This window comes from Anaerospora sp., assembly GCF_032013335.1.
GTDB lineage: Bacteria > Bacillota > Negativicutes > Sporomusales > DSM-15969 > Anaerospora.
The window spans coordinates 129,850-141,884 of sequence record NZ_DALZUO010000008.1; the positions used below are offsets into that span (position 1 = coordinate 129,850).

The following is a 12,035-nucleotide window of genomic DNA, read 5'->3' on the forward strand; positions in this document are numbered from 1 at the left end:
CTCCTCAATCAGCTTAATAACTACTACAGCTATACCGGTTTCTCCATATGAACCAGTTCATAAGAACCGCCTTCATCAAGAGTAATGACAAAGCCCCGGCTTTGCCAGAAGTAAAAGCCTCCCGGCAGAAAGTGATGCGTATGCAGATATATCATCCGGTAGCCCTGTTCACGGCAAAAAGCCTCTGCTATTGTAAGCAGACTGGAGCCAATCCCCTGGCGTCTAAGCGTCTTATCAATATAGCAGCGCCCCACTTCCGCCGTTGTTCCTGCAGGATAGCGACCTTTGAACACAGTAATCCGGTCATTATACTCACTAATCGCGATTGTTCCTACAACAGTGCCGTCAGGAGAAAATGCTGCCCACATTTGATTGCGGACAGGCTCAATGTATAGCTTTGCCAGTCCTAATACATCATCGGTAACAGCACTTTGACCATCTTTACAAAAGAGGTCCTGCAGTTGTCCCAGCAAGAAATTTTGTACACTGGCAATATCATTATTGTCAACTTTGCGAATTAAAATATTACTAGTTTCCATCATAACCTTCCTTTCATATCCTGCTGAATAGTGTACCTTGGTGAGCTAACGCTTTAATAAATGACAGGCAGCGCTGTGGCCTGGCCAAAGCTCTTCCAGTACCGGTTTTTCTTGTCTGCATTTTGCTATACTTTCCGGGCATCTGCTTTGAAAAGGGCAACCTGGAGGTAAGTCAAGCGGGCTTGGTATTTCGCCCTCCAGAGGTCTGACCACTGTGCCTTCTTTTTTCGTTACCGGGAAAACTGCCTGCAGCAACGCCTTGGTATAAGGATGCTTTGCTTCATTGAGCATGTCCCCCGCAAGCACCTCGACGATATTACCAAGATACATGACCGCAATTCGATGGCTTATTTGCGATACTAATGCCAAGTCATGACAGATAAATATCATAGACAAATTCTTTTCCCGCTGAATTCTGACAAGCAGCTCAATAATCTTTTTCTGCACCGATACATCCAGCGCACTAGTAGCCTCATCGCAAACGAGAATCTCCGGTTCAAGCGCCAGCGCTCGGGCAATCCCGATGCGCTGACGCTGCCCACCGCTCATGTTGCTGGGATATCGGTCGGCAAAATCTTCCGGCAGCTCCACCATACGTAAAAGTTCTTCTGCCTTTTTGCCTGTGTCGCGGTCCTTTATCAGATTAAAGTTGCGCAGCGGCTCGCAAAGGATATTTTTTATCTTCATCTTTGGATTAAAGGCTTGCGACGGATCCTGAAACACCATCTGAATATGCCGCCGGCTTTGCCGCATACGCTCTCCCTTAAGCTTTGTAAGATCCTCTCCCTGAAAGCAGATAGCTCCACTTGTCGTCGCGTGAAGCTGCATGATTAGTTTAATAAGCGTACTTTTACCGCAGCCGCTTTCGCCAACAATGCCAAGCGTTTCCCCCTGATACAGCGATAACGAAACATCATTACAGGCTGTCAGCAGACACCCGTTACTCACGGGAAATTGTTTTACAACATGCTCGATGGTTAAAATCGTCTCCTTGTCAGCTGACATAACGCTTCCCTCCAACCTGCGGCACCGCATCCAAAAGTTCTCTCGTGTACGCCGACTGTGGCCGTGCGATAATCTCATCGGTTCTACCCGATTCTACGATCTCTCCATTTTGCATGACAATCAGCTTATCTGCCATATAAGCTGCCACACCGATATTATGGGTAACAATGATAATTGCCGTTTGATCTTGCTGGCAAATCTCCATCATTTCTTTTACTACCTGGGCCTGCGTTGTTACATCCAGAGCTGATGTAGGTTCATCTGCCAGCAGAAGCCGCGGTTTAAAAAACATCGCCATTGCCACTCCAACACGCTGACGCATACCGCCGCTCAGTTCAAAGGGATAGCTTTTCATGATGTTTTCTGTATTAGGCAAGTGCATTTTTCTGAGCATATCTTCTGCAGCCTTAACTGCTTCTTTTTTGGTCAGCGCCGAATGTTCACGAATATATTCGACGAACTGGTCACCGATACGGGCAATAGGGTCAAGGATGCTGCCGCTGTCCTGAAAAACCATCGTGATCTTTGTTCCACAGAGACGGCTCCACTCGGCAGGGGTATTTTCCAATAGATTTTTATCTTCAAAGAAAATCTTCCCACCGCTTACACGGCCTTCATGCGGCAGGCAGCCAAGAACTGCTCGGATAACCGTTGTCTTGCCACTGCCACTTTCGCCTACAATCGCAAGGACTTCTCCCTCATCAAGCGATATATTTACATTACGGACGATTTCACGTTCCCCATAGGATACTGAAAGCTCCGATACTTCTAGTAACATTTCAGTTCTCCTTCGCGTGTGTTATTTTTTAGCGGGTTTAATCTTATTGGTCAGCCAATAATAATCGGACGGATACATTTGAGCGCCTGCAATTGAGGTTGAACTGATGATGTTTGTTTCCGGATACCCCAGGAACAGAGCCGCTCCGTCGTTCATAATAATTTGCTGAGCATCAATCATTAGTTGACGACGCTGTTGGCGATCGAACGTTGTGGATAGTTCAGCTAACTTCGCGTCCAGTGCAGGATTGCTGTAACCGGAGCCGTTCTGCGGATTATCGCCATTTGTATTCGTTTTCCAGTACCAATTCAAGAAGATCTCCGGATCGCCAGTATTGGCAGTCGTAATATTTGAAATCAGAAGGCCATAATCGCCGTTTATTCCCATTTTATCGATCAAGTTATAGTCTACAGTCTTTATTTTTACATCAAAGCCGACTTTCTTGGCATCAGACTGCACAGCTTCTGCATAAATTGGCAGTTCGGCACGGCTGTTGTATACAACAAAATCTACCGTAAGCTTCTTGCCGTCTTTTTCTAAAATACCGTCTCCGTCAGCATCCTTCCAGCCCGCTTCGGCCAAGAGCTGCTTAGCCCGTTCGATATTGTAGCTGTTGGGATCCTTGAGCTGATCAAAACCATAATCCATTGAAGGAGGCACAGGAGCCTTACCTTCAATAAAGGTCCCCTTGAGAATTACCTCATTGTACACTTTTCTGTCCAAGGCACTAATAAACGCCGCACGAACTTTTGGATCACCTAGAACGCCATTTTGATTAATCCGGGCCAATACCGTGCGCAGTGAGGCAATTCTGTCCACATGAAATTTCGCTTTATCATTAAAAAGGCCAATGTCACCTGCTGCGATATTAACCGCCATATCGACCTCGCCGGACTGCAACGCCATTGCCCGTGTATTAGGATCATCTATGGACGGGATTTCAACAGTCTCATAAGGCACTTCACCATCCCAATAATAGGTGTTTTTTACCATAACTGCTTTATCTTTTACAAAAGTCTTGCACATATAAGGACCGGTGCCTATGGGTCCTTCCTTGGCAAAATTCCGTGCCGGTTCAGCCGTTACATCTACGATTAAAAAGAGTGGATCAGCTAAAAATCCGGACATATTTGGTTCCGGTTTTTCTGTAAGGATGGTAAGAGTTTGGCCTTCCGCCTTCATTTCTTTATACTTAAAAAACGTTACTGCCCGCTTATTCTTGGCAAAAGTTCTTTCCAGTGAGGCCTTAACCGCAGCCGCATCCATCGGCTTGCCATTTGAGAACTTCACACCGTCTCTGATTTTAAATGTCCAGGTCATATGATCTGCGCTGATCTGCCAGCTTTCCGCCAACCACGGCTGTACATTCATTTTTTCATCAAATTTAGCCAGACTTTCTCCAATGCCATAACGCATAACAACCCAGCCAAAGTAATTTTCGGTTGGTTCCAGTGAATCCGCAAAGTTGGTTACCCCGATTTTCAGAGTCTTGGTGTCAGCTTCCTTCTTACTACCGCCGCCGCACCCCGCTATAAAGACCGCAGCCAGACATATTATCATAAGTACCAAAGATAACTTTTTTAATTTTTTCAAGTGATCGCATCCTTTCCATCTGTGTTTAATTAATTTGATCGCTGAGGGTCCATGATATCGCGCAGGCTGTCTCCCCATAAATTAAAAATTGTTACTACTATCAGAATTGCAGCCCCCGGATAAAGCATCAGCCAGGGAGCTGTTTGAATATGCTGCCTTCCCTCATTGAGCATCAATCCCCATTCCGGCATAGGCGGCTGTGCGCCAAAACCCAAAAAGGACAACCCGGCTAATTCCATGATCATTGTGCCGATATCCATTGCCGCGGTGACAACAATCGTTGGCAGGATATTAGGTAAGATATGGCGCCAGAGAATATGGATCGGTCTTGACCCGCTTGTTACCGCCGCAGCAATGAAGTCACGCTGACGCAGCTTCAGCGTGAGACTGCGCCCCAAACGGGCGTACTTAGTCCAGCTCACCGCTGCCAATGCTAAAATTGCATTAACGATATTGCCTCCCAGCATGCCGGCAATAGCAATAGCCAGCACAATGCCCGGAAAAGCCAGCATCATATCGACAATACGCATAAGCACAGTATCAACCTTGCCACCCATGTACCCTGCCACTACGCCGATAAAAGTTCCCACTACCGTTATAACGGCAACCAGCGACAGCGTCATCATCAGCGAAGTACGCGCCCCATAAATAATACGAGACAAACAATCCCGCCCAAGCTTATCCGTTCCGAATAGGTGGTCGTCAGAAGGAGCCTGCAAGGACTGCCGCATTACCGCATCAAACGGATCGTAAGGAGCCAGCCAGGGTGCAAAAACTGCAAAGCTAAGAATTAAGAGTACCAAAAATGTATAAAGACAAAATAAAAATTTATCCTTTGTCAAATTCCTCACTCAGCGCCCCCCTTTCTTCAGCCGCGGGTCAAGATACGTATAGGACATATCGACAAGCAGATTAATTCCCATATACAAAACAGCAATCCAGAGTACAAAACCCTGTACGAGAGGATAATCACGCATCTCAATGGCATGTACGGCCATTTTGCCAAGTCCGGGCCAGGAGAAGACCATCTCAATAACAGCCACGCCGCCCAGCAGCCAGCCAATTTGCAGGCCGAGAAGCGTAATTAACGGCAGGCATGCATTCGGCAGCACATGGCGCCAGAGAATTTTGTACATGGGAAATCCCCGTGTCCGTGCACCAGTGATATAGTCCTGTCCCAGTTCCTCTAAAACCGCTGTACGCACCTGCCGAGTATATTTAGCAGCCATTGCAATGGCCAGCGTCAGTGTAGGAAGTACCATCCTGTCAAATGATACTTCTCCGCCTGCTATCGGGAACAATCTCAGCTTCAGTCCCAAGACATACAACAAAATAAGCCCTACCCAAAAGCTCGGCATGGATACGCCTAAAAATGAGATCCCGCGAATCAGATAATCCAGCGGCCGGTTTCGATAAACTGCCGCCAATATCCCTCCCGGAACTGAGATCAGAAGCATCGTCACCGTAGCTGAGGCTGCGAGCGCCATCGTTCCCGGCAGACTTTGCCAGAGACGGTCTGCTACCGGCATTTTTGCCGAATACGACATGCCCATGTCTCCCTGCAGAACCCCTGAGAGCCAACGGAGATACTGTACGTGAAACGGCTTGTCCAGTCCCAGCTGTGCCCTCGTCTCTGCAATCGTTTCCTCTGAAACAATGGTATCCGCTACCTCCAGCAACATCTCTACCGGATCACCCGGTGACAGAAACATCAATGAAAATGTAAGCAGACTGACACCAAAAAGAGTAATAACCATCTGCAGCAATCGATGCACAAGCTCTTTTCCCTTCAAATCATCCTCTCCTCCTTTAAAAAAAATAAAAAATCCGCATAGAATCGTCTTCTTAACAAAAAGAACGGATTCTATGCGGATTTAGGCATGCTGCCCTATATTAAAGCACATTGCGGCCAGAGGTTAAGCAAACGCCAGCGCATACTTGTACCCACATATCCATCTCCTTATCTCGCGTAAGTCAACAATGAATCTTATTATAAGCAGGCTTTCTGGCTCATAGATCATCGCCTTTGCTTCCGTCTTCCCAAAGTTTCCTTCAGTGACATTTTTGAAGCAGGCTCCCTATTTACAGCTGCGGGACAGCACGGGATTTTCACCCGTTTTCCTCTCATCGTTCAACAGCAAATGCTGCCGACACTTATAACGTCTATCAATATGAAATTGTATTATAGATATCATTTATGCTAATTTCATTCATTTCTATTAACCATCAACACAAATGATTATTTGGTACATACTATCATTAAAGGTGATTATTGTCAAATAAAATGCTGGTATTTATCATTTTTTCTGAATTATATTAATAAAATGTCATTTTTTTATTACTTATACCAAGTTTGATGCAAAAGCTGAATTCCATGATCAATTTTCGTAGTGTTTATTCCTCCGAATCCAAGCATGATCAGCCTCTGCCTAGTATCGCTCTCCGTATGGGAAATGTAGGTTTTAGACAATGGGAACAGCCTGATATTTTTTGCAAGAGCCTGCTTAATAAGTTCCTCTTCCGAAAATACGCTGTTTAGCAGCTCCAAAACCACATGAAGACCTGCGCCCTGCCCAATGATGACAGCTTGATCGCCAAAATGACGGTTAACAGCCTGCACAAGCACTTCATGCTTTTTCTTATAAACAGTTCGCATTTTGCGCAAATGGCGTTCCCAGTGCCCCCGCACCATAAATTTGGCTAATACCCGCTGCTCCAATAAAGAAGCGCTACTGGCACTTTCATTAAACAAGTTGCGATATCTGTCTAGCATTCGTTTCGGCAACACCATATAGCTTACTCTAAGCGCAGGCGACAGAACTTTGGAGAATGTGCCGATATAAACGATATTCGCTTCTGGATGAAGGCCTTGCAGTGCTGGAATCGGGCTGCCCTGGTACCTAAGTTCGCTGTCATAGTCATCTTCAATAATGACTCCGCCTACAGACTCTGCCCAGTCAATTAACTTTAACCTGTTCGCAACAGGCATAATATGCCCAAGAGGAAATTGATGCGACGGGGTTACATAAACCACCGTACTTTTAGAAGACCATAAGGCCTTTAGATCAAGTCCGTCTGTACATACCGGAACAGGTGTAATTGCAAATGAATGATTTTGAAAGACTGACCGGGGAATAAAATGCCCTGGTTCCTCAACCGCCAACAAAGAATGATCGGATCTTAATACCGGCATAATAATTGCGAGACTATCTTGAAGGCCGGAACAGATGATGACTTGCTCCGTTTCACAAATCACTCCGCGTGAGCGAGCAAGGTAGCTGCGAATCTCATTACGTAAGGCAAACTCCCCCTGCGGACTGCCATAAACAGCAAATTGCCGGGGATCTTCCTGCAGGCATTCAACTAACAGCTTTCGCCATATTGAAATAGGAAAGCTCTCCGGCGAGAGGCTGGCTGGATGAAAATCATAGCTGTATGGAGACTGTTTCTGCAACACTTTTTCTTGCAGGTTAGCGGTATGATGAGGTAACGGCTGTGCAAATTCCGAGTCTAACAAGGAAACATAATAACCGCTCTTCGGTTTACTGTAAACATAGCCTTCTGCAAGTAATTGCTGATACGCATATTCCACGGTATTGTGGCTTACAGACAACTCACTGCATAAATTGCGAATTGACGGCAGTTTGCTATGAGGCTGCAAGTCCCTTGCTGCTATTTGATTTTTAATCAAATTATAAATTTTAATATGCAAAGGCTGATCCTGTTTATTATCTAAGACAACCATTACTTTTTCACCTCATGATGCTCATCTACTGCCAGTATAGCCACTAAAAAGCCCTTCGTCAAACTGTCCTGGTTTTTTTATCGCGAATTGCCCCTTTAACCAAGGGTAGATTCCAGTTATACTATCACTATCTGAATAAATGAAAGGGTGTATCACTATGCTTAATGAAAAACTCTTGTCCATTCTTGCTCACCCCGTAGATGGAGCTATATCCATTGTAACAAACGGTACTGACGGCCCTCATCTTGTTAATACCTGGAATAGCTATATAACCGTTACCAGCGAAGATAAGCTGCTAATTCCGGCTTCCGGCTTTGTCAAAACACAGCGAAATCTTAGCTTGAACAACGATGCTACCCTTTCGATTGCCAGCAGAGAAATTGAAGGTTATAGAGGAAAAGGTACAGGCTTTATTGTCAAGGGAACCACCCGGTTCATAACCTCGGGTGAAGAATTCGACCAAATGAAGGAAAAATTCTCATGGATTCGGGCAGTATTGGAAGTAACGGTTGTCTCAGCGAAACAAATGCTGTAAGGTAATATCTGATAGAAAATAGGCCAAGCACTGCCAAAAGCAGTACTTGGCCTATTTTTTATTTGCTCCTCGCCCTGCCCTTATCGTTCCCTTGACAACAAAATAGAGAAATACTATCATTATCTGGTATACCAGATACTTAGCACAATACGCAATTGAAATGAGCAAGGAGATGTTTTTATAATGGCAGCAGCAAAACCAGACTACAAACGCTTTGGCTTTATCCCTCAGCGTCAGCAGGGCCTGCTCCTCATGCGCCTGCGCAATCAAGCAGGTGACATGACTGCAGACGGATTACGCAATTTAGCCGATCTGGCTGAGAAATATGGTAATGGTCAGGTACACTTAACACTTCGCCAGGGAATTGAAATCCCTAATGTTAAGGAGGCGCTGTTTGAGCAGGCACTGCAGGCTATAACGGACGCAGGCTTATCTCCTGCCGTATGCGGCCTGCGCGTTCGTCCTGTTGTTACCTGCCCAGGCAACGCAACCTGTCCTTATGGACTAATTGATACAAAGGTTTTAGCCAAAACCTTAGATGAGCAATTTGTTGGACGCGATTTGCCTGCCAAGACAAAATTCGCAATCAGCGGCTGCGCAAACTCCTGTACAAAGCCTCAAGCTCACGATGTAGGCTTTAGGGGTGCCTCCGAACCGGTGCTGGAACAAAACCTTTGTGTCAGCTGTGGTGCCTGCGTCCGCCGCTGTCCGGCAAAAGCAATGAAATTGGAAAACAAAGCTTTAAGTATTGATTACGAAAAGTGCTTAGCCTGCGGCGTCTGTACTCGCCTTTGTCCCAAGAAGGCGCTCAAAACTGGCCAAACAGGCTATCACATTTTTGTGGGTGGTAAAGGCGGCCGTTACTCCAATGAAGGGGCGCTGCTGACAAAATTCATCGCTGAAGAGAAGCTGACCACTTATCTGAATGCCATTTTGCAGACTTATAAAGAACTGGGCGCCCCGGGACAGAGACTTAGTGCTGTTTTAGCAAAAGAAGGAATTGACCTTATCAGAAGCAGGGTTGAGGAGAAGCTACACTAATTCTGTTGCTTCATGATCACGCAGCTTCAGGCCTTGCAGCAAAGCCGTTTCTGTGTGATCCAAATGAACGGATGCAAGCCTCTGGGCCGATCTAATATCTCTTTCTTCAATAGCGTCCAGTATCTGGCCGTGCTCATGGACAACCTCCTGAGCACGGCCATTCACTTTAAGTGCCCAATAACCAAACCACTGCATTTGAGCGCTTAAATTTTGCAATAACTGCAGCAGCCTGCGGTTGCCGCAAAGCTCGGCAAGCTGAATGTGTACTTTATCTCCGCCAACAAAAGGCTGGATGCTTTCGTCATCAAGAGGTTCCGGCGGAATAAACTGCTGTCTAAGAACGGCTAGCTGCTCTATAGTAATTACAGGTGTAATCAGTTCAAGCACCAATTGTTCATTAACTTTACGGATTTGCATAACATCATGAACATCCTGTGCATGAATCGTAGCAACAGCAACCCCTTTTCTCGGCAGGGCTGTGACCCAGCCCTCTACCTCCAAACGGTGAATTGCTTCCCGCAGCGGAGTCCGGCTGATTCCCAGCTGCTCACTCAAGGCCCGCTCAGACAGCAAGCTGCCTTCCAGAATGTCATGAGCAATAATGGCCTTTTTTATTTCTTCATAGGCGTGGTCCTTATAGGGTAAGGGCTGAATAAGCTTCTTCAAGTGAATTGGATACGCCTCCTCTAGTCCGGTTAATACTACTATATCTAAGCATATTTTGAATAATTTGACAATATATAAGGATTCAACGAACAAGAAGTGGCCCTCTATAGGCCACTTCTTGTTTATCCATTTCACTCTGTCATGGGGACGGTTCCACTGACACAGCTATCCTTCGCACTTTCTCCCGGTTAATTCCTGTCAATTGCGCAATCTGCCTGCCAGATATACCGCCATGCGTAAGCAAAACACGTATTAAATCAGCCGTTACGATCAAATTCTCTTTTTTACAGAGATCTTCAACTGTCCATTGCCGACTACGGAGAAACTCCGCAATAAGATCTTCTGGGGTTTCGCTTGCGCTTTTGGTTGCAGCCACCTCTAGAAATTGATGTGGTTCTTCTTGCAAATGAAATTCACTAAAAAGTTGGAGTGCTCTTTGCTGATTTGGCGAAAACAGGTTTAAGGTTTCTATCATTTCCGGCAGCAAAGCAGTATCTTGCTTATTGCCCATATACCAAGGGTAACTGCTCCAGGGATAATTGATTGTAAATTCGCCTTCCAGCTTCACAGGGTTGTTATGTACATACCGGATAGCACTGAGCAAATAGGACTCATCTTCTATTGCTTCACTGCGAAAACGATCTTGAAACACATGCCCAATACGGCCGTATTTCTTATTAAAATAAGCGGCATAAGTAACACCGATCCGCTTCATAAGTGTCTCTAGTGGCTGATCAACTTCCTGGAAAACCAGATGAACATGATTATCCAGAATACAAAAGGCATATAGACGACAGGAAGAGCTTTGTTTTTTCTGTAAGATAATTTCTGTAAATCTATGTTTGTCTTCATCATCGATAAAAACCGGCCTGCGCTCATTACCACGCAGCATAACATGATAGATACCGGTAGTGCTTTTACTTCTTGCCTGTCTGGCCACTGCTATCACCCTGTTTCATTGTAGCATGGCTCAAATATTTGTGTCAAAGGAACCGTCCCCATGACATTAAAAATAACGCAGGCAAAATTTGCCTGCGTCTAGCTGCTGATTATTGAGTTGCTCCATCTGTTAAAAGCTCAATGGATTGCAAAATATCGCCATTAAAGTTGAGTTTCTTATTGTCATAGATCCAAGCTGCACCATCTTCTATTTTGTGTACTGGTTTACCCCAGCTAAGAAGCACTTGCGCTTTGGTCATTCCTTCTTCTACGTTGCCATTCTCAATTTGGTACCACAGAGTGTGAGACCAGCCTAGACTTGGTCGTGGATCTTCTGTAAACAGGGCTTCTTGCCACGGAGCCGTTTCTGTCCAGGAAGAAGCAGGAATATTAGTCCAGCTATAGGCAATTGGCAAAATAGCCTTTTCACCATTAACGGAAACAACTAGCCAGATCGGCTCATCTGATTGATTGCCTGCATAGACGTCAACAACAGTAGCTGCTCCACCAATAGAAGTAGTAACCGATTTAGGAATTTCTTCTGAACCTGGTGTATACAAGCCTGCCAGTTCTCTAAACTTAGGGTATATTGTCTTACCTAAAAATTGCTGTCTTGCATTTGTTAAGTCAGCTGTTAGTACCAGACCTTCCAACTGCCCCCGCATCGTACGGCCAACCAGCTTTTCACCGGTTTCATCAACTTTCATATAAACCATATATTCTTGCAGATTAGGTCCTGCAGGATAAGGGATTACTTCGGTAACGGTTACTTTTTTTCCGGCATGCTGTGCATACGGAATACGTACAGAGCGATCTCCTGTGAAGCCTTTATTGGCTTTATCTACAGGAAAAATCTCGTATCCCGCAGCTTGCCTGTCAGCAGGTAAAGCAAGAAATGTGAAACTATGCCCTGTCCATTGTTCTGTTGTCAAATTGACTGCAGGTGTTTCACTAGCAGGCTCTGCCCAAACAGCTCCTACTGATCCGAATGCCACTAGAAAACTTAATACCAGCAAAATGCGCAAGTTAAATAGCTTCATGATTTCCTCCTTATTTAATCCTCGTCTCACAAAAAGTGTAATCGCAGCATGAGATCAGCGTACAACTCCACCCTGCTTTCATTTTAGCATAGGCCTGGCAGTGTGTCAAAAGAACCGTCCCCGTGACACAAAATAATAAAAAGAAGCTGCGAAG

At 45.4% G+C, this 12,035-nt stretch carries 12 protein-coding genes and 1 riboswitch; of the genes, 2 read left to right on the forward strand and 10 right to left on the reverse strand.

Features of this window, described 5'->3' with window-relative positions; genetic code table 11:
- Positions 1-29 precede the first annotated feature (29 nt).
- The 7 genes from RTR76_RS09115 to RTR76_RS09145 all read right to left on the reverse strand — a co-directional run bounded on the left by RTR76_RS09115 (position 30) and on the right by RTR76_RS09145 (position 7,660).
- Positions 30-542 (reverse strand): GNAT family N-acetyltransferase, encoded by a 513-nt coding sequence (locus RTR76_RS09115; RefSeq protein ID WP_312519521.1) that lies wholly within the window; start codon positions 540-542, stop codon positions 30-32.
- A gap of 42 nt (positions 543-584) precedes the next feature.
- A complete protein-coding gene (locus RTR76_RS09120) occupies positions 585-1,544 on the reverse strand; it encodes an ABC transporter ATP-binding protein (protein WP_312519523.1) in 960 nt (319 codons plus the stop codon).
- The gene (locus tag RTR76_RS09125; protein WP_312519526.1) at positions 1,534-2,322 is read right to left on the reverse strand and encodes an ABC transporter ATP-binding protein; all 789 of its coding nucleotides are present in this window, start codon (positions 2,320-2,322) and stop codon (positions 1,534-1,536) included. Before RTR76_RS09125 ends, RTR76_RS09120 begins: the two co-directional genes overlap by 11 nt.
- Positions 2,323-2,343: 21 nt before the next feature.
- Entirely contained in the window at positions 2,344-3,915 is a 1,572-nt protein-coding gene (locus RTR76_RS09130) for an ABC transporter substrate-binding protein (RefSeq protein WP_312519529.1), read from the reverse strand.
- Positions 3,916-3,944: 29 nt separating this feature from the next.
- Positions 3,945-4,766, reverse strand: a complete 822-nt coding sequence (gene nikC, locus RTR76_RS09135) for a nickel transporter permease (RefSeq protein ID WP_312519532.1) — start codon at positions 4,764-4,766, stop codon at positions 3,945-3,947.
- Entirely contained in the window at positions 4,767-5,708 is a 942-nt protein-coding gene (gene nikB / locus RTR76_RS09140) for a nickel ABC transporter permease (protein WP_312519535.1), read from the reverse strand.
- Between the two features lie 184 nt (positions 5,709-5,892).
- A riboswitch (cobalamin riboswitch) is annotated at positions 5,893-6,088 on the reverse strand.
- A gap of 165 nt (positions 6,089-6,253) precedes the next feature.
- Positions 6,254-7,660 (reverse strand): PLP-dependent aminotransferase family protein, encoded by a 1,407-nt coding sequence (locus RTR76_RS09145; protein ID WP_312519537.1) that lies wholly within the window; start codon positions 7,658-7,660, stop codon positions 6,254-6,256.
- A gap of 157 nt (positions 7,661-7,817) precedes the next feature.
- Between RTR76_RS09145 and RTR76_RS09150 the strand changes: the two genes are divergently transcribed.
- Positions 7,818-8,195, forward strand: coding sequence for a pyridoxamine 5'-phosphate oxidase family protein (locus RTR76_RS09150; RefSeq protein WP_312519540.1), 378 nt, complete (start codon positions 7,818-7,820; stop codon positions 8,193-8,195).
- A gap of 183 nt (positions 8,196-8,378) precedes the next feature.
- Positions 8,379-9,236 (forward strand): 4Fe-4S binding protein, encoded by an 858-nt coding sequence (locus RTR76_RS09155; protein WP_312519543.1) that lies wholly within the window; start codon positions 8,379-8,381, stop codon positions 9,234-9,236.
- On the opposite strand, the gene RTR76_RS09160 is transcribed toward RTR76_RS09155, so the two are convergent.
- From RTR76_RS09160 to RTR76_RS09170, 3 genes are all read right to left on the reverse strand, one after another.
- On the reverse strand, positions 9,228-9,902 hold the full coding sequence (locus RTR76_RS09160) for a GntR family transcriptional regulator (RefSeq protein WP_312519546.1): 675 nt from the start codon (positions 9,900-9,902) through the stop codon (positions 9,228-9,230). The genes RTR76_RS09155 and RTR76_RS09160 overlap by 9 nt on opposite strands.
- 139 nt (positions 9,903-10,041) lie before the next feature.
- Complete coding sequence (locus tag RTR76_RS09165) at positions 10,042-10,842, reverse strand: transposase (RefSeq protein ID WP_312519548.1); 801 nt, start codon at positions 10,840-10,842, stop codon at positions 10,042-10,044.
- Positions 10,843-10,951: 109 nt separating this feature from the next.
- Positions 10,952-11,881, reverse strand: coding sequence for a hypothetical protein (locus RTR76_RS09170; RefSeq protein ID WP_312519550.1), 930 nt, complete (start codon positions 11,879-11,881; stop codon positions 10,952-10,954).
- Positions 11,882-12,035 lie beyond the last annotated feature (154 nt).

What these genes read in the sequence shown, in the direction of transcription:
- RTR76_RS09115 (WP_312519521.1), bottom strand. Translation starts at nt 542, where the DNA reads ATGATGGAAACTAGTAATATTTTAATTCGCAAAGTTGACAATAATGAT.
- RTR76_RS09150 (WP_312519540.1), top strand. Translation starts at nt 7,818, where the DNA reads ATGCTTAATGAAAAACTCTTGTCCATTCTTGCTCACCCCGTAGATGGA.
- RTR76_RS09125 (WP_312519526.1), bottom strand. Translation starts at nt 2,322, where the DNA reads ATGTTACTAGAAGTATCGGAGCTTTCAGTATCCTATGGGGAACGTGAA.
- RTR76_RS09170 (WP_312519550.1), bottom strand. Translation starts at nt 11,881, where the DNA reads ATGAAGCTATTTAACTTGCGCATTTTGCTGGTATTAAGTTTTCTAGTG.
- RTR76_RS09145 (WP_312519537.1), bottom strand. Translation starts at nt 7,660, where the DNA reads ATGGTTGTCTTAGATAATAAACAGGATCAGCCTTTGCATATTAAAATT.
- RTR76_RS09155 (WP_312519543.1), top strand. Translation starts at nt 8,379, where the DNA reads ATGGCAGCAGCAAAACCAGACTACAAACGCTTTGGCTTTATCCCTCAG.
- RTR76_RS09120 (WP_312519523.1), bottom strand. Translation starts at nt 1,544, where the DNA reads ATGTCAGCTGACAAGGAGACGATTTTAACCATCGAGCATGTTGTAAAA.